The organism is Acinetobacter sp. YH12040, assembly GCF_013420005.1.
Lineage (GTDB): Bacteria > Pseudomonadota > Gammaproteobacteria > Pseudomonadales > Moraxellaceae > Acinetobacter > Acinetobacter amyesii.
Genome location: NZ_VOZB01000002.1, coordinates 39,080 through 60,872 on the forward strand (window position 1 = coordinate 39,080; position 21,793 = coordinate 60,872).

Annotated in this window: 25 protein-coding genes, 4 tRNA genes and 1 riboswitch; of the genes, 21 read left to right on the forward strand and 8 right to left on the reverse strand. The window is 41.2% G+C overall.

Features of this window, described 5'->3' with window-relative positions; translation table 11 throughout:
- Positions 1-16 precede the first annotated feature (16 nt).
- From ispE to panD, 9 genes are all read left to right on the forward strand, one after another.
- The gene (gene ispE, locus FTT99_RS02405) at positions 17-856 is read left to right on the forward strand and encodes a 4-(cytidine 5'-diphospho)-2-C-methyl-D-erythritol kinase (RefSeq protein WP_180129246.1); all 840 of its coding nucleotides are present in this window, start codon (positions 17-19) and stop codon (positions 854-856) included.
- A gap of 3 nt (positions 857-859) precedes the next feature.
- A tRNA-Gln gene (locus tag FTT99_RS02410) sits at positions 860-934 on the forward strand.
- A gap of 38 nt (positions 935-972) precedes the next feature.
- A tRNA-Gln gene (locus FTT99_RS02415) sits at positions 973-1,047 on the forward strand.
- Between the two features lie 28 nt (positions 1,048-1,075).
- A tRNA-Gln gene (locus FTT99_RS02420) sits at positions 1,076-1,150 on the forward strand.
- A 91-nt stretch (positions 1,151-1,241) separates the two neighbouring features.
- Positions 1,242-1,316 (forward strand) — tRNA-Gln (locus FTT99_RS02425).
- Positions 1,317-1,353: 37 nt separating this feature from the next.
- A complete protein-coding gene (locus FTT99_RS02430) occupies positions 1,354-2,307 on the forward strand; it encodes a ribose-phosphate pyrophosphokinase (RefSeq protein ID WP_078191360.1) in 954 nt (317 codons plus the stop codon).
- A 98-nt stretch (positions 2,308-2,405) separates the two neighbouring features.
- Positions 2,406-2,702, forward strand: a complete 297-nt coding sequence (gene rplY, locus FTT99_RS02435) for a 50S ribosomal protein L25 (RefSeq protein ID WP_078192179.1) — start codon at positions 2,406-2,408, stop codon at positions 2,700-2,702.
- 20 nt (positions 2,703-2,722) lie between these two features.
- A complete protein-coding gene (gene pth, locus FTT99_RS02440) occupies positions 2,723-3,298 on the forward strand; it encodes an aminoacyl-tRNA hydrolase (RefSeq protein WP_168378106.1) in 576 nt (191 codons plus the stop codon).
- Positions 3,299-3,448: 150 nt separating this feature from the next.
- Positions 3,449-3,829: an aspartate 1-decarboxylase gene (gene panD, locus FTT99_RS02445; RefSeq protein WP_078192181.1), complete on the forward strand. Its 381-nt coding sequence runs from the start codon at positions 3,449-3,451 to the stop codon at positions 3,827-3,829.
- Positions 3,830-3,951: 122 nt separating this feature from the next.
- Here panD and FTT99_RS02450 read toward each other — a convergent pair whose 3' ends face one another.
- Together FTT99_RS02450 and FTT99_RS02455 are read right to left on the reverse strand one after the other, a co-directional pair.
- Positions 3,952-4,575 (reverse strand): GDYXXLXY domain-containing protein, encoded by a 624-nt coding sequence (locus FTT99_RS02450; RefSeq protein WP_257229235.1) that lies wholly within the window; start codon positions 4,573-4,575, stop codon positions 3,952-3,954.
- Complete coding sequence (locus tag FTT99_RS02455; protein ID WP_180129219.1) at positions 4,572-6,413, reverse strand: DUF2157 domain-containing protein; 1,842 nt, start codon at positions 6,411-6,413, stop codon at positions 4,572-4,574. Before FTT99_RS02455 ends, FTT99_RS02450 begins: the two co-directional genes overlap by 4 nt.
- A 171-nt stretch (positions 6,414-6,584) precedes the next feature.
- A riboswitch (FMN riboswitch) is annotated at positions 6,585-6,738 on the forward strand.
- A gap of 103 nt (positions 6,739-6,841) precedes the next feature.
- On the opposite strand from FTT99_RS02455, the gene ribB reads away from it, so the two are divergent.
- Positions 6,842-7,501, forward strand: a complete 660-nt coding sequence (gene ribB / locus FTT99_RS02460; RefSeq protein ID WP_180129217.1) for a 3,4-dihydroxy-2-butanone-4-phosphate synthase — start codon at positions 6,842-6,844, stop codon at positions 7,499-7,501.
- A gap of 86 nt (positions 7,502-7,587) precedes the next feature.
- On the opposite strand, the gene FTT99_RS02465 is transcribed toward ribB, so the two are convergent.
- On the reverse strand, positions 7,588-8,199 hold the full coding sequence (locus FTT99_RS02465; protein WP_078192184.1) for a LysE family translocator: 612 nt from the start codon (positions 8,197-8,199) through the stop codon (positions 7,588-7,590).
- A gap of 62 nt (positions 8,200-8,261) precedes the next feature.
- Positions 8,262-8,750 carry a DUF1289 domain-containing protein gene (locus FTT99_RS02470; protein WP_168378110.1) on the reverse strand — a complete coding sequence of 163 codons (489 nt, stop codon included), beginning with the start codon at positions 8,748-8,750 and terminating at the stop codon, positions 8,262-8,264.
- A 188-nt stretch (positions 8,751-8,938) separates the two neighbouring features.
- Here FTT99_RS02470 and FTT99_RS02475 point away from each other — a divergent pair, with 188 nt between their 5' ends.
- From FTT99_RS02475 to FTT99_RS02495, 5 genes are all read left to right on the forward strand, one after another.
- Positions 8,939-9,871: a rhodanese-related sulfurtransferase gene (locus FTT99_RS02475; protein WP_111885306.1), complete on the forward strand. Its 933-nt coding sequence runs from the start codon at positions 8,939-8,941 to the stop codon at positions 9,869-9,871.
- Positions 9,872-10,065: 194 nt separating this feature from the next.
- Positions 10,066-10,362, forward strand: coding sequence for a hypothetical protein (locus FTT99_RS02480; protein ID WP_180023226.1), 297 nt, complete (start codon positions 10,066-10,068; stop codon positions 10,360-10,362).
- 362 nt (positions 10,363-10,724) lie between these two features.
- Positions 10,725-11,336 (forward strand): DedA family protein, encoded by a 612-nt coding sequence (locus FTT99_RS02485; RefSeq protein ID WP_180129216.1) that lies wholly within the window; start codon positions 10,725-10,727, stop codon positions 11,334-11,336.
- 20 nt (positions 11,337-11,356) lie between these two features.
- Positions 11,357-11,767 carry an ABZJ_00895 family protein gene (locus tag FTT99_RS02490; RefSeq protein WP_111885304.1) on the forward strand — a complete coding sequence of 137 codons (411 nt, stop codon included), beginning with the start codon at positions 11,357-11,359 and terminating at the stop codon, positions 11,765-11,767.
- Between the two features lie 123 nt (positions 11,768-11,890).
- Positions 11,891-12,307 (forward strand): ABZJ_00895 family protein, encoded by a 417-nt coding sequence (locus tag FTT99_RS02495; RefSeq protein ID WP_180089143.1) that lies wholly within the window; start codon positions 11,891-11,893, stop codon positions 12,305-12,307.
- Positions 12,308-12,387: 80 nt separating this feature from the next.
- Here FTT99_RS02495 and FTT99_RS02500 read toward each other — a convergent pair whose 3' ends face one another.
- Both FTT99_RS02500 and FTT99_RS02505 read right to left on the reverse strand, forming a co-directional pair.
- Positions 12,388-12,912: a YecA family protein gene (locus FTT99_RS02500; RefSeq protein WP_078191372.1), complete on the reverse strand. Its 525-nt coding sequence runs from the start codon at positions 12,910-12,912 to the stop codon at positions 12,388-12,390.
- 67 nt (positions 12,913-12,979) lie between these two features.
- The gene (locus FTT99_RS02505) at positions 12,980-13,189 is read right to left on the reverse strand and encodes a PA3496 family putative envelope integrity protein (RefSeq protein ID WP_078191373.1); all 210 of its coding nucleotides are present in this window, start codon (positions 13,187-13,189) and stop codon (positions 12,980-12,982) included.
- 400 nt (positions 13,190-13,589) lie between these two features.
- On the opposite strand from FTT99_RS02505, the gene rpoD reads away from it, so the two are divergent.
- From rpoD to FTT99_RS02535, 6 genes are all read left to right on the forward strand, one after another.
- A complete protein-coding gene (rpoD, locus tag FTT99_RS02510; RefSeq protein ID WP_078192191.1) occupies positions 13,590-15,479 on the forward strand; it encodes an RNA polymerase sigma factor RpoD in 1,890 nt (629 codons plus the stop codon).
- A 127-nt stretch (positions 15,480-15,606) separates the two neighbouring features.
- Positions 15,607-15,894: a YbeD family protein gene (locus FTT99_RS02515; RefSeq protein ID WP_078191448.1), complete on the forward strand. Its 288-nt coding sequence runs from the start codon at positions 15,607-15,609 to the stop codon at positions 15,892-15,894.
- A 158-nt stretch (positions 15,895-16,052) separates the two neighbouring features.
- Positions 16,053-16,712 carry a lipoyl(octanoyl) transferase LipB gene (gene lipB, locus FTT99_RS02520; protein ID WP_180183115.1) on the forward strand — a complete coding sequence of 220 codons (660 nt, stop codon included), beginning with the start codon at positions 16,053-16,055 and terminating at the stop codon, positions 16,710-16,712.
- Between the two features lie 75 nt (positions 16,713-16,787).
- Positions 16,788-17,321 (forward strand): hypothetical protein, encoded by a 534-nt coding sequence (locus tag FTT99_RS02525; protein WP_180011534.1) that lies wholly within the window; start codon positions 16,788-16,790, stop codon positions 17,319-17,321.
- 3 nt (positions 17,322-17,324) lie between these two features.
- Positions 17,325-18,509, forward strand: coding sequence for an iron-containing alcohol dehydrogenase (locus FTT99_RS02530; RefSeq protein ID WP_078191377.1), 1,185 nt, complete (start codon positions 17,325-17,327; stop codon positions 18,507-18,509).
- Between the two features lie 265 nt (positions 18,510-18,774).
- On the forward strand, positions 18,775-20,172 hold the full coding sequence (locus FTT99_RS02535) for an APC family permease (RefSeq protein ID WP_111885298.1): 1,398 nt from the start codon (positions 18,775-18,777) through the stop codon (positions 20,170-20,172).
- A 119-nt stretch (positions 20,173-20,291) separates the two neighbouring features.
- Here the strand turns inward: FTT99_RS02535 and FTT99_RS02540 are convergent, their stop codons facing one another.
- Together FTT99_RS02540 and FTT99_RS02545 are read right to left on the reverse strand one after the other, a co-directional pair.
- Positions 20,292-20,936: a hypothetical protein gene (locus tag FTT99_RS02540; RefSeq protein ID WP_180129214.1), complete on the reverse strand. Its 645-nt coding sequence runs from the start codon at positions 20,934-20,936 to the stop codon at positions 20,292-20,294.
- Positions 20,923-21,726 carry a DUF6502 family protein gene (locus tag FTT99_RS02545; protein ID WP_180129213.1) on the reverse strand — a complete coding sequence of 268 codons (804 nt, stop codon included), beginning with the start codon at positions 21,724-21,726 and terminating at the stop codon, positions 20,923-20,925. The genes FTT99_RS02540 and FTT99_RS02545 overlap by 14 nt, the downstream gene beginning before the upstream one ends.
- Positions 21,727-21,793 lie beyond the last annotated feature (67 nt).

The following is a 21,793-nucleotide window of genomic DNA, read 5'->3' on the forward strand; positions in this document are numbered from 1 at the left end:
CTGAGCTATGACTTCCATGATTCGTGTACCTTCTCCTGCAAAACTCAATTTGTTTTTGCACATTACTGGCCGACGTCCGAATGGATATCACGAATTACAAACGATTTTTCAGCTCATCGATTTATCTGATTGGATGGAATTTCATCCACGCGCAAATTCAGCTGATGAAGATTTTATTCAAATTGAGGGCTTAAACAGCGTCAATCTAGAGCAAAATTTAATTTATCGTGCTGCTCAAATACTCAAACCGTTTGCTAAAGCACTAACTGCACAAAAAATCCACATTGAAAAAAATATTCCGATGGGTGCAGGGCTCGGCGGTGGTTCATCCAATGCAGCCACCACCCTAATCGTGCTCAATCAACTATGGAAATGTGGTCTAAATACCGAACAACTTGCAGAACTCGGATTACAACTTGGGGCAGATGTTCCCGTGTTTGTACATGGTCTAAATGCATGGGCAGAAGGCATCGGTGAACACTTAACATTCATAGATTTAGCTCAAAAACAGTACATTGTGTTAAAACCTGACTGTTTTATCAGCACTCAACTGCTTTTTTCACAAAAAACGTTGACAAGAGACTCAAAGCCCACTAAATTTTGCGGCTATCAGGAAACGCCATCTGATTTTGGAAATAACTTTGAGCCTGTGGCACGAAGCTTATATCCCGAAGTCGATGAAGCAATGCGGTACTTAGATCAGTTCGGTACAGCAAAGCTTACAGGTACAGGTGCTTGTGTATTTACTGAAGTGACTGAAAATATGAATATTGATGACATATTGAAAAATGCACCATGTAAATCTTACTTGGTTCGCAGTTTGCAAGAATCACCATTACGTCATTTTGAAGTTTGATATAGGGGCGTCGCCAAGTGGTAAGGCACCGGGTTTTGATCTCGGCATCCGTTGGTTCGAATCCAGCCGCCCCTGCCATCATTTTTCACCTGTAGATGTAATTGCTGTAAAGTATTAGGGGCGTCGCCAAGTGGTAAGGCACCGGGTTTTGATCTCGGCATCCGTTGGTTCGAATCCAGCCGCCCCTGCCATTTACTTTATTCGCTATTTCATCAATTTAGGGGCGTCGCCAAGTGGTAAGGCACCGGGTTTTGATCTCGGCATCCGTTGGTTCGAATCCAGCCGCCCCTGCCATTTACTTCAAAAAAGACAGAGCATAATTTGCAGTATCTTTGTTGTTTCAACTTGACAAAATACTGTAAAAATATTAAAGTTCTGCCGCATTAGGGGCGTCGCCAAGTGGTAAGGCACCGGGTTTTGATCTCGGCATCCGTTGGTTCGAATCCAGCCGCCCCTGCCATCTAATTCTCCAATTTGCCAACCGCCAAGGGTGCTTCATGCCCAATCTTGTCGTTTTTAGTGGATCTGCACATCCACAATTCGCCCAAAAAGTCGTTAGCCACCTTCACATCCCTCTAGGTGCTGCATCTGTAGGTCAATTTTCTGACGGTGAAATCGCTGTCGAAATTACTGAAAATGTTCGTGGTAAAGACGTATTCATCGTACAACCAACTTGTGCTCCAACTAACGATAACCTTATGGAAATCTTAGTTATGGCTGATGCTTTGCGTCGAGCAAGTGCTGGTCGTATCACTGCTGTCATTCCTTATTTTGGTTATGCTCGTCAAGACCGTCGTCCACGTTCAAGCCGCGTGCCAATTACAGCAAAAGTTGTTGCAGATATGCTCACAACTGTTGGTATTGACCGCGTTGTCATGATCGACCTTCATGCTGACCAAATCCAAGGTTTCTTCGATATTCCTGTAGACAACATCTACGGTACTCCTGCACTTTTAGCAGATCTTCGTCAACAGTCACACGACAACTTAATGGTTGTTTCTCCTGACGTTGGTGGTGTAGTACGTGCGCGTGCTGTAGCTAAGCAAATGGGTGATATCGATCTTGCGATCATCGACAAACGCCGTCAAAAAGCGAATGAATCTCAAGTAATGCACTTGATCGGTGACGTTAAAGGCCGTGACTGTGTCATCGTTGATGATATGGTGGATACAGCAGGTACATTGTGTAAAGCTGCTGACGCACTAAAAACTTTTGGTGCTCGCAAAGTTGTTGCTTACGCAACTCACCCTGTACTTTCTGGTAAAGCTTTAGAAAACTTGAAAAACTCTGTGATTGACGAATTGGTTGTAACAGACACTATTCCGCTTTCAGAAGAAGCTCAAGCTCTTGGTAAGATTCGCCAAGTTTCAGTTGCAAGTATGGTTGCTGAAACAATTCGTCGTATTAACAACGAAGAATCTATTAGCGCAATGTTCGATTCTTATCTATAATATAGCGCTAAATTTAAAAGCCCTGCCTTTTGGTGGGGCTTTCTATCACTAGACTGGTCGAAGGTCTAGTCAATTAAACTTAAATAGGAATGTCTATCATGGCAAACTTCGTATTAAATGCAGTAGCACGTGAAGAAGCAGTACAAGGGAAAGGTTCGAGCCGCCGCCTTCGTCTTCAAAATAAAGTACCAGCAATCATCTACGGTGGTGCAGCTGAACCTGTAGCAGTTACTTTGGAACTTCGCGAACTTGTTAAAGCTTTAGAAAACAACGCATTCTTTGAAGAAGTTGTTGAAATCAACATTGACGGTAAAGCTGAAAGCGTTAAAATCCAAGCTTTACAACGTCACCCAGCTAAAAACACTCCTATGCACGCTGACTTCAAACGCGCATAAGTGTTAAATGGTGTAAATGAGTGAGTAAACTTTCACTGATTGTTGGTTTGGGTAACCCAGGTTCTGAGTATGCCCAAACCCGCCATAATGCAGGCTTCTGGTTCGTAGAACGCCTTGCAGAACAATATGGCATCCAACTCAAAGCTGATCCTAAATATAAAGGCATCAGTGGTCGTGGTAATATCGAAGGTCAAGACGTTCGTCTGCTGTTACCTACAACCTTTATGAACCTCTCTGGTCAAAGTGTTGTTCCCTTCGCCAAATTCTATCAAATTGCTCCCGAAGCAATGCTTATCGCACACGATGAACTTGATATGAACCCTGGTGTCATTCGCCTGAAAACTGGCGGTGGTCATGGTGGCCATAATGGTTTACGCGATATCGTCCCGCATATTGGTCCAAATTTCCATCGTTTACGTATTGGTATTGGTCACCCTGGTTCTAAAGAACGTGTCTCAGGCCATGTCTTAGGTAAAGCACCAAGTAGTGAACAAGGCTTAATGGATGATGCTATTGCACATGCCTTATCACGTACTAAATTGTTGGTAAGTGGTGAGATTCAGCAAGCCATGAACCAGATCAACGCTTACAAATAGAACTGACAATTCCACAAATTGTTGAACAATACTTATTGCCATCTGAATGATTTCAGAGCAAAATGCGCTTGCATTTGACTGCTGACCCAGCATTCAAGAGATTGTTCCACCATAAGATACGATCTTAGGTCTACCAAGGAGACGCTAGCCATGCTATCTCGTTTATTAAAAGCTAAAATCCACCGTTGCGTCGTTACACAAGCAGAATTACACTATGAAGGTTCTTGTGCAATTGACGGTATTCTTCTAGATTTAGCCGGTATCCGTGAATATGAAGAAATTCATATGTGGAACGTGACTAATGGTAAGCGTTTTACCACTTATGCCATTCGTGGTGAAGAAGGTTCTGGCATTATCTCTGTAAATGGCGGTGCTGCTCACCAAGCAGATATTGGCGACTTGATGATTATCGCAACTTTTGGCGATTTCACAGAAGCTGAAGCAAATGCACATAAGCCACGTTTAGTCTATGCGAACCCAAACAACACTGTGAACCACACAGCGAACTGTATTCCAGTTCAAGTTGCTTAATTCAAGCATTTAAAGATTCTAAAAAGCCCGCAAAATTTGCGGGCTTTTTTATGGCTGAACTATGCATTATTGACTGCAAAAATTCAGTATTAGACGCATATCACTACATACAACTCAACAGCTCAACTTATCTCCCCTGCTCTCGGGCCCTTCCACCATGCTTGGTTTTGTTTACAATCAAAGGGCTGTAAATGCTCTCCGACCAAACCCACCAACAAAGGCTGACCATTTTCTTGTACCTTTAGCTCTGCATATTGCGCATCGCGATAGCACGACTCCAAGCCTTCAGCAAATAAAAAGCTGCTCGCAGCGGGATATAAACCCTCAAATCTATTGTCAGGATTTTTGAGCACCAGTTTTGTGGATGAGCTTGGATACTGCGCTAACAACTCTGGGTTGAAACTGGTTCGAATCACCCTACGCTGTGCATCAAGCTGCACATAACTCACAATACTTTTTTGATCGACAAAATAGTCACGGTGTACATTTTCTTCTGTGTTCGCTTTGGCAGCCTGCCCATTGGCAGATTGCTCTTTTGATGACTGACCCCCAAAATAGAGCTGATAATTCAAGGCCATATAATCCCCTTGAATCAAAGAGCGAGGATCGACAGGTTGCAACTTTACATAAATACTCTGACTGTTTGCCAAATGCCATTCATGACGTGCAATCATCAGCACAAATAAAAGAATACTGAGTACAGCCAAACCAATAGGAAGTATTTTTTTATTGAGTATGTTCATCATGCTCCTCCCCCTTGTTTAAGCTGTATCGCAGATAACATCTTGGTAATGCCAAGCAGCAAAAGACCAGAGATCAAAATCGTTAAACTTTTTAATAAAAAACTCAGACCTAAATTGTAATACAGCATCCATAAGCTAAAAATGATCAACACGATGCTCAGGGCTTTAACCAAAGATTGCTGATAGACCTGCGCCCATGCCAATAAAACCAATAGCAAGAAAATTTCAAAATAACCCATCGCAATCAGTACAAGGCCCAATAGCAGTAAAAGCCATTTTTCGCTCCCCGCCTGTTTTTTCTGATTTGCGATGTAAAGGCCAAGCCAAACCACAGGCAGCAGGTAACCGACAAACAGGTCAAGAACACCATTTTGGGTCTGTTCAAACTGTAGAATGTTATTTGACAACGTCTGCAACACCACACCCACCAATACGATGCATAACATCCACAACACAATGCTTTTTCGATACATCGAGTGCAACCAAGCTGTTGCATTCCCGAGCAAGAAAATCAGTAGAATATAATTCAATCCAATCACAGCTAAGATGACATGTTCATTGCTCATAAAAAGATCGGCATCAAATAGTGTGGCCACTGCAAGGCCGTATCCTGCAATGAGTTGAATAAAAACAATAAACCAATGCATTCGACTAAACAAACAGAGCAATATAACGCCAATTTGCAACACTAAAATAAACGAAATGCTATTGGTTAAGCTCTCTGTATGAATGAAGACCGCAGATTGGCCACATACCCATAAGCAGTAAGCAAATTGGCGACTAAAGATACTTTTAGCTCGTCGAATCAACCACCAAGCCACAGCTACAAAAACTAAGCCCATGACGATCGAAAACGCCTTCCAATAGGTCAGCAATAAGCTCGATAAAATAATTCCTGCCAACCATGCCCCAATCGCTAAAGGAATAACCGCAAATTTAGTCTGTGGCAGAAATTTCATCAGTGCCCAACTGATCACCGCAAACCAAGCAAATATCAGCAAAGCAAAAACCAACAATCCTGCACTCGAGTCAGATAAAATATGTTCTGCCCATTGGAAAATCAAAATACTGAAACTCGCGGCAAGACCCGCAGTTTGTAAACTGGTTTCTAATGCACGCTGTTGTCGATAAAAATAGATAATCAGATAAATTGGAAGCAACAAGGCAAAAATTAAATATTGCCATTGATACTGATCTACCCCATTTCCACAGTATAAAAACATGCAATACATCGACATTAGTGTAATAAATGCAATAAATACTAAGCGCAGTGCAGCATAATATTTCAAACAATAGGTCACACAAATTGCCGTCAATACATTCATACAGAGTAAATACCCCCAAGAATGATCAACGATTAAATAGCTTTGTTTAAAATATAAAAATAATGCCAATTGACTGATCAAACACAGTAACGCAAAGACTCCGATATTCGGTCGATATAACCAAGGTAAAAGCAGCAAAGCCCAGACTAAAAATAACAGATAACTGTCTGCACCTGTTTGATAGACCTGTCCAATCACAGCCAAACTCAATCCGAGCAACAAAGCACTTAAAGCATCTAAACTTTGCTGAATCCAAGCATGCCTTGCAAAATATACACTCGTCACAGCACTCAGTAGCAACAGCAACATTGGAATTGCCAATTGAATGAATTTTGGCAACATCAACCAGTTTGCCGCGATCAAATACACGAAACTGGCAGCTATCAGTGCAACACCAATCACTTGCAGATACCGAATAACCTGTACATCTTGAAACAGATCTGTTGAAAACTCTTGATCTAACTGTGAACGATGCAGCTTTATATTCTGCTGCTGAGAATGCTGAGGAACGGTCATTTTTTATCATTATGCAATCATGGTTGATTTATCGGCACGATAGCATGCTTTGACACACTTTATATAAATGCTTACAAATCCAATCTTATAACTTTACTTATCTAAAATTTTGCAAATGATTCTAAGCAATAATCCCCCCATCATCACTCAAACAGGTCTATACTAAAGACACATCGCTTCAGGGCGGGGTGAAATTCCCCACCGGTGGTAAATTTGCTGGGTTGAAAGCCCTGAAAAAAGCCCACGAGCCAATCGTTTAAACGCGATTCGCAGATCAGGTGCAATACCTGAGCCGACGGTATAGTCCGGATGAAAGAAGACGACGTCACATCTCTATATCATTGATCATTTTCAATATATATCGTAACGCCACTATTTCACATGTCCTGAAATGTTCAACCGTATCTAAAATTTACGCGAGCGTTTCAATGTCTAGTTTAATTCAACCCGAAATTTTCTTTTCTGCCCTTCCACCTGCAGAACAGCGCATGCTGCAAGCCTTAGAAGACATTCGTCAAGGCAAGCCTGTTTTAGTCATGGACGATTTTGACCGTGAAAATGAAGCCGACCTGATTGTTGCTGCAGAAACACTCACTGTAGAAACCATGGCACGTATGATTCGTGACGGTTCAGGAATTGTCTGCCTGTGTTTAACCGATGCTCAAGCCAATCATTTAGAACTTCCACCCATGGTGTCTGATAACTCTAGCCATTTTAAAACTGCCTTTACTGTCACCATTGAAGCTGCGGAAGGTGTTACTACTGGCGTTTCAGCAAACGACCGAACAACTACAGTCAAAGCCGCAATTAAAGATGGTGCTGTGGCTAGTGACTTAAACCGTCCGGGTCATGTTTTTCCTTTACGTGCGCGTGAAGGCGGCGTATTGACCCGTCGTGGACATACTGAAGGGACTATTGATTTGGCACGTCTGGCCGGTTTAAAACCTGCAGGTGTTTTGTGTGAATTAACCAACCCAGACGGCACAATGGCCAATGGCGTACAAGTTTTAGCGTATGCACAAACCCATCATTTGACTGTACTCACCATTGAAGAAATTGTGCAATATCGTTTACAGCACAATCTCTAGTGCGAATTAATTAAAGCTCTACACGTTCATAAAAAGGCTGACTGAATCAGCCTTTTTATTTTTTACTGCACATTTCAAGTTAAGAATTAAACCGTGAATATGCTATAGATCCCGTAGATGGCAACTACCACTAAAATCAGCCCACACAGTGCCAACAATTTTTTATACCAGCGTGATTTCGACAATCGATGAAAAGACAAATACACCAAAGACAAAGTTGCGAAATCTAAAACGATCCAACTCAGGGTCAACACAATTAAACTCAGATTAAGATGAGGAGTAATTCCTACAAACTGCGGAAAAAATGATGCGAAAAAAATAATATCCTTAGGATTTGAAATTCCCACAATCAATCCTTTCTTAAAGCCCCCTTGTGCTGCTTTTAACTGCAGAGATTGTGCAGTGGGCTGTATAGTTACTTCTTTTAAAATATCAAATCCAATATAAGCAATATATAAACAACCCAGTATTTTGATGCCATCGAGCCAATGCGCATTAACATTTAAAATGCCTTTTAAAATACACACTGACAGCACAATCAAAATCAGTGAAGCAAAATTTGTCCCGACAATGGTTTGAAATGCCTTTTTATAGCCGCCTTGTAAACCTGCACTTGCGACCAACAGCATCACAGGTCCAGGCGTTGCAATCATCACAATGACTGCCACACAATATAAAAAGTACTCCGAATAATTCACGCTGAGATTCCTTCACTTATTTTTTTACATCACTATAAATTTCATAAATAAAAAAAGAGGACTTAGTCCTCTTCATCCATGTTTTGCAATAAATGCAAGCGAATGGCATCTGCTCTTAAAAATGCCAAATCATAGCTGGCTGTGGCGAGTGCTAAAACACGACGCTCAAATTCATCCCACAACGGTCGCACCTGTTTGTAATGTATCCCGAGTCCACTTTCATCTGTGAAATGACGGTTTTTTTCGCAGAGCTTGAGTGCGTGATACAGTTTACGGCCTTTGCTTGCATCTGGACGTAAGCGAACTCGCTTAGACAAGACAAAGCCTTCGACATGGATGATATCTGCTTGCGGCAACATCGGTATTAAAATTTGATCTAACTGTGCATCTAAACGACACCAAATGGCCGTGTGTTGCTCTGCTGTATAGGTATTCCATTTTATGACTTCATGGTTAAAGCGGCGGCAACCACGACAGACTGAATCACCAAATACCGTAGAACAACGCCCTGCACATGGGGTTAACGAGGCAATTCGACGATCAGTACTCAAAACCGGCTCCATTCAATCAATATTTATGGGATAAAAACAACTCGGCATGACTATACACGCTAAAACTACTGAAATGAAGCTATGATCAAATGTGTGGTTAAAAGCCATCGCTTTACTCGCTTATTCATCCAAATCACGGTAGAATGTGCGCCTTAATTTTTATCCTGTTTATTCATTTGGAGTACTCCATGAACGCTACTGTAGAACAGCTTGCACCTGTAGAACAGCAAGCGACCTCTGGTTGGGTTGTTGCCGCACTTTATCAATTCAAAGAAGTTCAAGATCCTGCCGATCTTCAACAACGTCTTTTAGACTTGGTAAAAACCATCAACCTTTGCGGTACTCTAATTGTGGCAGGTGAAGGTATTAACGGTACTGTTGCCGGTGACCGTAAATCTGTAGATATCATCCATCAATTCCTTCTCAATGAAGGCTTTAATGCGATGGAATACAAAGAATCGCATAGTACGGATAAACCATTCCGTAAAATGAAGATCAAACTGAAAAAAGAAATCGTGACTTTAGGTGTGGAAGTGAAACCACGTGATTTAGTCGGTCACTATCTTGATCCTAAAGAATGGAATGAACTAATTACACGTGATGACGTAATCCTAATTGATACACGTAACGACTATGAGTACAAAGCAGGTACATTTAAGGGTGCGATTGACCCGAAAACTGAGACTTTCCGTGAATTCCCTGAATACGTGAAAAAAGAGCTTGAGCAGCATAAAGATAAGAAAATTGCCATGTTCTGTACAGGCGGTATTCGCTGTGAAAAATCAACCTCACTTTTACTTCAAGAAGGCTTTAATGAGGTTTATCACCTTAAAGGCGGTATCTTAAAATATTTAGAAGAAACCCCTGTTGAAGAAAGCATGTGGGAAGGTGAATGTTTCGTATTTGACGGTCGTACTGCTGTCACTCACGGTATGGAAGAAGGCGAAAATATCAAATGTCACGCATGCGGTTGGCCACTGGCTCCTGCTGAAGTTGAACTTCCGAGCTACGAACACGGCGTATCATGCAAATACTGTATCGACAAAACTACAGAACAGCAAAAAGCAGGCTTCCGTATGCGTCAATCACAAATTGTGGCAGCAAAACGTAAGCGTCTCTAAGGAAAATTTGTTGTAACGATATATAAATAAAAGCCCTATTTTTAGGGCTTTTTTTACGCATTCTCAACAGTGACTTAATTTTTTTGACAAAATAACTATATCTGGTTATTTACGAGAATCAGTTCGCGCATTTATGCTTATTCTGATCAATTGATCCGAGAAAATCATTATAGATAATTGAAAAGGAAAGCATTATGCCAAAATTAATCAACTCTCCAATTGCAACCTCAAGGCGCCTTGCTTTACCCGCTCCCCGTGTAAAAGAAAGTGTAGGAGAATTAAAACACCTCCTTAACCAACAATCGCATATTTTGATAGTCAGTGTTGCTACATGCATTGGTGCAATTTTTGCCTTATTTATTGCTTATACATTGCACTTACAACCCACTATGCTCAATATTCTTGGACTTTGTGTGATTCCATTTGCTTTATCTCTGAGCTTACGCCAAGTCTATATTCACACACTGTTAAATATGGAACATGATGATTAATTTATGCACCTTGCAACGCTACTTATTGCAACTTTGTCCTACGCTGTTCAGTACATAAAACGATTTTTAAAGCTGCTAAAGCTCCGAAATCTAAATAAAATCCAAACTGAACAGCGTACACTCAATACTATAAAAACTATGATCCAAGCCTTTCAATTATTCAACCTTATATCATTCAGCATTGCTTAATGCCATCACTTATTCATACTTTTCCTTCTAATTCATCCTACGTGCTACTTAATACAAGATGAACTCAATATTTGTTGTTTTACTTAGGTAGTTTCAGGAATATTTAAAACGGAACTTTACCCACTGCGCTTTTCAACATAGGATAAATACACCTTTTCTCTGCCTTAGCTAACATGACTTTAACTGAATGGATCATTTCAATCATGGAACAATTGGGTTATCTCGGTATTGCCCTACTCATGTTCCTTGACAATGTCTTCCCCCCAATCCCCTCAGAAATCATCATGCCCTCGGCTGGCTATTCTGCCTCCCAAGGTCAACTACTCCTCATTGGTGTCATTATTTCAGGTTGTGTCGGCTCTTTACTGGCGGCTGCATTGCTATATTGGATTGGTTATAAGTTTAAGCATGAATCCATCTTTCACTTCGTCGATCGCTATGGAAAGTATTTATTTATCAAATCGGCAGATGTAAAAAAATCTCTAGCATGGTTTGAGCAATACGGTCACCGCATTGTATTTTTCGGACGAATGATTCCAGCTGTGCGTTCTCTCATTAGTATTCCTGCGGGAATGAGCCGCATGCCATTTTGGAAGTTTATGTTTTATAGTGGTTTAGGTACGATTATTTGGACTACTTTTTTAGCTTGTATGGGTTTTTATTTAGGTGAAAATCAGCAGTTAATGCAGCAAATATTTAGTAAAGTTGGCCATGTGATTATGCTGATCACAGTCATCATTATTAGTTGGATTTTGTACCGTCGACATCAACGTCGACCTCGTTAATTTTTGTTTTTGGGGCTTAAATGAAACACTATCTCCTACACTTTGCTGCTGTTTATAGCATCGCCTTGGTGCTTTTGATTACCGTATTAATTTTTGGATTAAATCTTGGTGGTATTACATTAATTCCTACATTGGTGGCATGTGCATTAATCAGCGTTGGGCATTTTGTAAAGAAAGAACAACGTGTGCCTAGCAACCATGAAAAGATCCAACTGGTTTGGGGCTCCAGTGCCGTTGCAATCATCATTGGTAGCTTTTTTGTGCTGTTCTTGGTGCTAATGAATCCCAATGCCGAAAGCATTATGAAGTCTGTAGATCATGCAGGCATCGGGCTAACTGCTGTGGTTATGCTTTGTTTGGTCGCCATTCATGGCACAATATTTCATATTGCCTATGGTTGGTATGCAGACTACTGCGCTAAAAAATTATAAATTTTTTTAAATTATTCCGTTAGAATTTGAATCAATACCCTTCACTAAAACTTAAAATTCAGTGAAGAAACTTCGGGTAAGTTATACTCTCCCTTTATATAACGAAAATATGAACATTGAATAATGAAAAAATACATCATCACATTTAGCATTGCTTATGCCCTCGCCATGGTTGCTGTCGCAGCCATCGAATCTTTCTTTGATTTACCTGGTGGTTCATCTATTACCTGTCTCATCGTGGGCGGTCTTGCTGCAGCATCTAGCTTTGTTAAAGACCATCAGCGAGTGCCAAATAAGTTAGAAAAGCGAACTTTGATTTGGAGCTGTATTTTAGCTTCCGTACTGATTAGTGTCGTCGCGACTGTCATTTGTCTCTTGATCTTCCCTGAAACCCAAGCCTTTATTCAAATGGCGCTAACGCAATTACCCGCTTGGGTCTGGCTGCTTGCTATCAGCTTTACCTTATTCATCCATTATCTCATGTTGGCTTTATCTTTTGGATGGATGGCAAAGAGCTTCTTAAAAGCCAAACGTAGTTAAGCCTTTAGACTAACTTTGAATTGAAAAGGTATAGCGCTAAAAAAAGCACCCCAAGGTGCTTTTTTTAAATTTCGTCGAAATTAATTTGGTGTGTGATACATCAAATATAATTCGTTCAAATTGGTTGGGATTTCTTCTGCAAGTTCATCCATCAACTGACCATTACGACGGAAAGATTCCATTTGTGGATCTTCTTCATCAATGCCGCTGAACACCATGATTGGCAAAGTTAAATCTACCAATTGTTCTTCAAACTCGTCGGTGAACCATGCATCTTCGTTTAGGAACATGGCATCAACGAAGCCAACACTCCAGTCACCAAGACTTGATTCAACATCGGCTTCTTCAATTTCAAATGGAAATTCAATACCATCTTCATTGGCAAGATTCTGACGAATCGATTCGAGCCATGCTTTTACTTGTGCTATAATTTCAGCAGGTACTTTTTTCTGATTGTTATCAAAAAGTTCGTCTAGCCATTTATCAAAAGCTGGGCCTACTGCAATTGCACATAAAAAACCATGAGTCGCTGCAAAATCTAGACCATGCTCGTTGTCATCGCCGTCTAGATAGTCACTCAAAAGGTCTAAATCTAAAGCACTCATTTCAAATCCAGAGTTAGAAACTTAATGCGTAAGCATAGCATTTTCAAGCGCTATGCTAAATCGCTATTTAGTCTTCTTCGTCATCAAAATCATCGTCATCGTCGATGTCGTAATCAAAATCTTTAAGCTCACGTTCAAGACGGCGCTGAGCCAGAAGGTCATCAATAAGTCGGCGCTTTTCTAACGATTCTTTCGCGCTAGTTTTTGCACTGGCCTCATCGAAATTCACATCATCATCACCGTAGTTATCATCTAGTTCAAAATCTGTAGAAGACACCAAAACTACCTCATAATGAAAAAAATTGAAGGGGTCTAGCCGCTATTTATATGGGATATAAAATATTGTCAAGTTTTATTTGTTTTTTTAACAACTAAACTTTAAAAATAGGTCTTTTTTTCTTACCAAAACCTGTGGCATGATATAATCCACCCTGCATCCTTCATTTTTATGACAGTCAAAGATGACTCGTAAAATAATCGATGCATGGGATGAACTTGAAAACAACAATTTCAGCCCCACCTAAATTACTGAATTTAAATTTTTAATATCTCATTGGACAGCTTGATGCTGTACCGTCCTAATGGGATAAGCCAGCTATTAACAAGATTTAATGAGACGATCGTGCTAAAATGCACGGTTTTTTTACTGCCACAGATTCAACGAAGAGTAAGCAAAGATGAGCGATATGACTTCCCCTACTTCTCAAGTAGCGGCTCTGATTAGCCGAGGCAAAGAGCAAGGTTACCTAACTTTCGCCGAGGTTAACGATCATCTCCCGGACTCAATCACTGAAAGTGAACAGATTGAAGACATCATTCAGATGTTGAATGACGTGGGTATTCCGGTACATGATCGTGCACCAGAAACTGACGATACAATGTTTGAAGGTGGCAGCGAAGCGACTGACGAAGTTGCTGAAGAAGAAGCCGCTGCTGTACTTGCATCTGTTGAAAATGAACCCGGTCGTACCACTGACCCTGTGCGTATGTATATGCGCGAAATGGGTACAGTTGAGCTTTTGACACGTGAAGGCGAAATTAGCATTGCAAAACGTATCGAAGAAGGTATTCGTGACGTTTTACATTCTATTGCTTATTGGCCAAATGCAGTCGAAGTTGTATTGCAAGAATATAAAGATTATGAAGCGGGTGAACGCCGTTTAGCTGATATTCTTTCTGGTTATTTAGATCCAGAATCTGACGAAGCCATCCCAGAAGTGATCGATGAAGATGATTCTGAGATCGATGAAGATGAAGCGTCAACCAACAAGCCAACTAAAGATGTCAAACTTGATGATGACGATGAAGAAGAAGAGTCTGAAGGTGATGATGATTCTGAAGGCGAATCTGGTCCAGATCCTGAAATTGCTAAAGCACGTTTCACTGAGCTTGAACAAGCATGGTTAGTCACTAAAGCTGCAATTGAAAAACATGGGCGTAACAGTAAAGAAGCTGCTGCTGCACTTGAAGCACTTGCAACTGTGTTCATGATGTTCAAATTCACACCACGTTTATTCGACATCATCTCTGATTTGATTCGTAATACCCATGACCAAATCCGTACTTCTGAACGTGAAGTTATGCGCTATGCAGTACGTCGTGGTCGTATGGACCGTACTCAATTCCGTACGTCTTTCCCAGGTCAAGAATCTAACTTTGCTTGGTTAGATGAACAAATTGCTAAAGCACCTGCAGAAATGAAAGGCTATCTTGAAAAAGTCCGCCCTGACGTTCTGGCATTCCAACAAAAAATCGCTGACATCGAGAAAGAACTTGGTTTAGATGTTAAAGGCATCAAAGACATTTCTAAACGTATGTCGATTGGTGAAGCGAAAGCTCGCCGTGCGAAAAAGGAAATGGTTGAAGCGAACTTACGTTTGGTAATTTCGATTGCGAAAAAATACACCAACCGTGGTTTGCAATTCCTCGACTTGATCCAAGAAGGTAACATTGGCTTGATGAAAGCGGTGGATAAATTCGAGTATCGTCGTGGTTATAAATTCTCTACTTATGCAACTTGGTGGATTCGTCAGGCGATTACGCGTTCGATTGCCGACCAAGCACGTACTATTCGTATTCCAGTACACATGATCGAAACCATTAACAAGATCAACCGTGTATCTCGCCAACTTCTTCAAGAAATGGGTCGTGAACCGACACCAGAAGAATTAGGTGAACGTTTAGAAATGGACGAAGTGAAAGTTCGTAAAGTGCTTAAAATTGCGAAAGAACCAATTTCAATGGAAACACCAATTGGTGATGATGAAGATTCGCATCTTGGTGACTTCATTGAAGACGGTAATATCACCTCTCCAATTGATGCTGCAACATCTGAAGGTCTGAAAGAAGCTACACGTGAAGTACTTGAAAACCTAACTGAACGTGAAGCGAAAGTCTTGAAAATGCGTTTCGGTATCGATATGCCAACCGACCATACCTTGGAAGAAGTGGGTAAACAGTTTGACGTAACACGTGAACGTATTCGTCAGATTGAAGCGAAAGCATTACGTAAATTACGTCATCCATCACGTTCAGAGCATTTGCGTTCATTCCTTGAGAATGATTAACCTATAACTAGGACAATGCAGGCTTGAATATGGGGTTTTCCGCCCCATATTATGAGCATGTAGCAAATGATTCCAAATACCTGCTCATTGCAGGTATTTTTAAATAATGAGGTGTCCCATGACTGATATGACTAATCGCGCTCCTTCACGTGAATTGCAAGAGCATCTTTGGGTCTTCCCTATGGACTACCCTATTAAATTGATTGGTAATGCAGGTGAAGAACTTCGCCTTGCAGTGAATGAAATTTTTGTTAAACATTTTCCTGATTTTGATGGCAGTAAAATGACTGTGACTCCATCTCGTACAGGTAAATATCATTCAATTACTGCTCAATTACGTTTCGAAGAGTTAGAACAAGTACATGCGGTCTATGCGGATTTAGCAGCTTGTAAACACATTCGTACCGCGCTGTAATTCTGTTGATTTAAATAAAAAAGCACGCTTTAGGGCGTGTTTTTTTATGTCTAAGTATAATAGTAATACCCTCAAGTAATTCAGTATTTACCCCCCCTTTTGTACGTCTAATTCATTATAATCCATACATGACTTTGATAGAAAAGGACACGAAATACGTGACTGAAACTGTTCAAAAACCCGAATTAATCATTCGTCAATATAACCACCTTACCCCTTATGCAGACCGCTTTTTAGAGATGAAAACTCTCACTGAACAGCGAGATGAAAACTCACCTGATGAGCTGTGGATATTGCAACATCCCGATGTATTAACTCAGGGGCAAGCCGGTAAACCTGAACATATTTTGGTGCAAAGTAACATCCCTGTGGTACAAACAGACCGTGGTGGACAAGTCACTTGGCATGGACCGGGTCAGTTGGTCGCTTATTTCATGTTTGACTTAAATCGCTTAGGTTGGAACGTGCGTACGCTGGTTTCCTATGCAGAAAACTTGATGATCGAACTGCTGAAAAAGTACGGCATCGACGCTTATGCCAAGCCTGATGCACCCGGTGTTTATGTTGCAGAACGCAAAATTGGTTCTCTCGGTTTTAAAATTCGTAAAGGCCGCAGTTATCACGGTTTGGCACTGAATATCGATTGTGATCTATTTGGTTTTCATACCATTAATCCATGTGGCTATGCTGGATTAGAAATGGTTCGTATACAAGATTTAGTACAGGATTACCCTAAATTTGAAAACTTATGCGTCGATATCATTGATACTTTGAAAAACAGTGGTTACTTTAAAGACGTAACAGTCAAACAACTATAAAAGACTTTGCTTTCTCAAATAAAATAATTTAGAGTAAAAGCTCTAAATTGATAATTATAGATAAGGGATGTACACGTGATTGCAACTAAATCCGTTAAACCCGCGCTCCAGCAGGCCTATGTCAAACTCATGATGGATGTGATTGGCAGAGGTCTGGTCATGGCGAGCCAGGTCGATGAAGAAATTAAACAAGAAGTTGCTAAATTTCCAGTTAATTTTATTTTATCTATGAATGTTTTTCCTAATGGTGCTGCATTTGTCGCGCAAGTCACGGAAGACCACCAACTCAAACTCCTCACACCCGGCACTCAAAAGCCTGACTTAACCATTACGTTTAAGCATTTGAATCATGCCTTTTTGGTATTCTCATTTCAAGAAAGTACCGCACAAGCCTTTGCCAATGACCGCATGATCGCCGATGGTGATTTGTCTTATGCCATCCGACTGGTGCGTTGTCTCAACAAAATGGAAGCGTTAATTTTACCTAAATTGGTGGCTGAATTGGCTGTCAAAGAATATCCAACACATTTAAGCCTAAAAGAAAAACTGAGCGGTGCTGCAAATATTTATTTAAAAGTAGCCCAGTCTTATTTAAAACGGAGCGCATAACACATGGCTAAACCATATTACGAATTTTTCTGTCCTGTAAAAGTGATTGCTGGCCATGCTGCTTTAGAACACATTCCATTCGAACTGTCTACTTTGGGTGCTAAACGCCCCATGATCATTACTGACAAAGGCGTTCGCAGTAATCAATTACTTGCACCGATTGAAGCGGCATTTGAAAGTACCGAGACGGTGATTGGCTATATTTTTGATGATGTTCCGCCAGACTCAAGTCTAGAAACCGTACGTAAAGCGGCTCAACTTTACCGCGACAACCAATGTGATGCCATTATTGCCGTCGGTGGCGGTTCAGTGATTGATACCTCTAAAGCAACCAACATCTTGGTATCTGAAGGTGGTGATGACTTACTGAAATACTCAGGTGCGCACAACTTACCAAAACCTTTAAAACCATTTTTTGTGATTCCAACAACCTCAGGGACAGGTTCAGAAGTGACTATGGTCGCTGTGGTTTCTGACCCTGAAAAGAATGTTAAAATGGCCTTTGCATCGAATTATTTGATGCCTCATGCGGCAATTCTTGACCCACGTATGACGCAAACTTTGCCACCTCATCTTACGGCTATGACAGCGATGGATGCGATGACGCATGCCATTGAAGCCTATACGTGCATGGCGGCGAACCCTATTTCAGATGCCTATGCTACTGCCGCAATCAAGAAAATTAGCAATAGCTTATTTGGTGTCTTAGATAATACCAGTGATGCGCATGGGCGCTTAGAACTTGCACAAGCCTCAACGATGGCAGGAATTGCATTTTCGAATTCTATGGTTGGATTGGTGCATTCATTAGGTCATGCGCTGGGTGCAGTCGCTCACCTGCCCCACGGCTTATGCATGAATTTATTCTTGCCGTATGTGTTGGAATACAACAAAGAAGTGAATGGCGATAAGATTGCTGAATTGCTATTACCACTGGCTGGCCCTGATATTTATGCCCAAACGCCGGCCAACCTCCGCGCTGAAAAAGCCATTTCAACGCTTTTAGCCATGCGTGACCGCTTGTATAGTTTGACCAAATTACCTCGTACTTTGAGTGAAACTGGCAAGGTGACAGAAGCTCAATTAGATGAAGTGGCAGAGAAAGCACTGAATGATGGATCGATTATTTATAATCCTAAAGAAGCCAGCTTAGAAGACCTTAAAACTATTCTAAAAAAAGCTTGGTAATTGCTGAAAAATAAGCGAATATAGCGAAAAATTAAGCCTGATGTTTTTTTAAACATCGGGCTTTTCACTTGCAGAACACAATATCAGTTATTTTTTAATCAAACTGGCATAATTTCTGCTAAAAATAATTTCAAAGTTACTGACAAAATGTACCAATTTGGAGTAGATTGGCGCACTTTTGTTTTAAAACGTAGGGGGGATCGTTCGTCTCAAACGATCCTTAGAATATGACTGATCCTTGATCAACGATAAGAGGATAACGCCGTTGACAAATATCTCTGGGACTCAATCGGCAGCTAAACTGCAAAAAACGCTTGGACTCTGGCACATTATTATTATTGGTTTGGCTTACATCCAACCAATGACTCTATTTGATACTTTTGGTTTAGTATCTGAAGAAAGTCATAGACACGTGCCGACTTCTTACATTATTGCCCTGATTGCAATTCTGTTTACCTCGATTAGTTATGGTCATATGATCCGTCGCTACCCTTCTTCGGGTTCTGCGTATACCTATGCCCAAAAATCTATTCACCCGAACGTAGGTTTCATGGTGGGTTGGTCTTCTTGGTTAGACTACCTATTATCTCCAATGGTGAATATTATTCTTGCAGTGATTTACCTTGAAGCACTATTTCCAACAGTAAACCACTGGGTATGGGTCATTGTGCTAACGGCATTCATGACTGGAATTAACTTACGCGGCGCGCGTTTTGTTGCTAACTTCAACAGCCTGATTGTACTTGTGCAGTTATTAGTAATTGGTATTTTCACGTGGATGGTCTACAGCAAGCTTCAAATGGGCTTCAATGCTGATGGCCCGATTTCTGCGGCAGAACGCTACCAATTATGGAGCCTTGAGCCATTTTGGAATGAGCTGACGTCTGTGGGTGCGCTGATTACAGGTGCAACATTACTGTGCTTCTCGTTCACTGGTTTTGACTCATTAAGTTCATTGGCAGAAGAAACCAAAGATACTGAGAAAACACTGCCGAAAGCGATTTTCTTAACTGCTTTAATCGCAGGGATTATCTTCATTATTAGTACCTACTTCATGCAGCTGTTCTTCCCTGCTGAGCCGGGTAACTATTTCAAGAATATTGCTGAAACACAGCCAGAGATACTCTTGCTCGTCGGCGGCTCACTGTTCCAATCCTATGTGTTAACTTTTGCGATTGTGACAGTAATGGCATCAGGTATTTCTGCACATGCTGGCGTATCACGTCTGATGTATGTAATGGGTCGTGATGGCGTCATTAACAAAAAGATTTTTGGTCATATTAGTCCGAAAAACTTCACACCATCGTACAACATCATGATCGTAGGTGCGGTTGCATTAACTGCGGGCTTTATGAATCTTGATATTGTCATTTCGATGATTAGTTTTGGTGCATTGACAGCCTTTACTTTCGTGAACTTATCTGTGATTTCACGTTATGCACTTCGTGATGGCCGCACAAAAACAGCCAAAGATATTTTTAGCTTCGTGGTTATCCCAATGCTTGGCTTTATCAGTATCTTTGCGATGTGGTTAGAAATTGAAGAAACTGCATTGAAATATGGTTTGTGGTGGGCAATGTTCGGTATTTTATACCTTGGTTATAAAACTAAAGGTTTTAAACACCCTGCACCGCAACATAACGAATTTGATGATAAATTCTAATCAAGTTTATCTCTAAACAAAAAAGGCGCTTAAAGCGCCTTTTTTTATGTTGTATTTTATTGATTCAGATGCAGCGGTTCAGCAGGCTGCACATACTTCCCTGCATGATTTGCACCTGATCATTTCAATGTCAGGCTTATCGGCAGCAGCAGCAGTTCACACTGTTCTGCTGGCTGTCCCGGCACACTCATTTTCAGCTTGCTGTGCACACTCCAATTGCCTTGCATAGCTGTATCCAGACTGTAATTCAGCCTAAAACTGCGTATTTCATCCGAAGCCAGCAGCTCTGTTTTCATTGCGCTGCATTCGCGCGCCGGAAAATACTGCACATCCGCAGCGGCATTCTGCAGCATTAGCGGCACATCGCAATGCGGATATTCAATTTCCACAGCGGACGCATTGGCGTTTTCCAAAGTCAGCTGCACTGTGACCGGCACAATGCCGTCTTTATCAAAGTTCACAGGGATCACTGAATTTTGAAATACCGCGGTATCGGATGCGGTATTGATGAACTGCAATTCACGAATCACTAAATTGCAGGAATCTACCGCTGATGCTCCCAATGACAGATTCAGCTTATAATCTGAATCCGCTACTTTATCTGTTTTATCCTCACCGGCATTTCCCATGCCCGGCACGGTCGGCTTGCCGTTGCCTGTCCCTTCTAAGCTGACGCCTCCTGCGCCAAATAAATCCCCGCATCCTGACATTGCTGCGAAAAGCATGCAAATACTGAACAGCTTGAGCGGTTTACTCACGGTCATGCTGATAAACTCCAAATCTGAAGGCTTGTGTCGCATCAGGCTTTCCTTCATCTATAGCGCATCTTTCCGATGCTATTTTTAATAAGCGCAATGAATATTCTTGCCATAATTTCAGGCTTTCATTATGTAAAATTTTAATTGATTCTTCAGTTAATTCATCTGCGCAAATTGCCTGTTCCAGATAAGTATCACCTGTATTTTGAAACAAATTATGTAAGCCTGAAGCCAAATGCGCGCTCAAATTAGCTGTCAAAATTTTCCGGGCTTCCTGCAATGAGGGGTCAGGAATAAACTGGCCTTTTTGCAGCGATACATTCTCTGCTTGCTCAGTGACGACCCCTAAACGGATCAGTTCATTCAAGACAGAACGCGGGTGGCGTTCTGTAGATACCCGTTTCACCAGATGTTCAAAACTGTTTTCGGTTTCGCTGTAAAACGGCAAAGTCTCTTTCCAGCCTTCAGCCAGCCATAGGCCAACAACTCTGGACGGCACGCTGATCGGTTCTGAGACCGGCGCTTCAGTCAGCGCCTTACCCGCCTGTACAGTCTGCTTATAAGCGGTGACATCTTTACGGTGCAGGCCAGACAGCAAACTGATCGCTGAAATTGTCGGTTTATGCTCAATGCGCGCCAGTTCCAGCTCTGCCTGTTCATAAAATATCGGCTTCAATGCAGCAGTAAACTCCGTATAGCCCACACCTGAACGAATGAGCCATTCACTTAAATAGCCCATTAAAAGCAGCACTTGCTGTAAATTGAATTGGGCATCGTCCAGCGGCAGTTTAGTCATGCAATTAGCCAACAAATAAAGAAATACTCTGTAGGTGAAATTTTCGCATTATTTGATCTTCTTCACA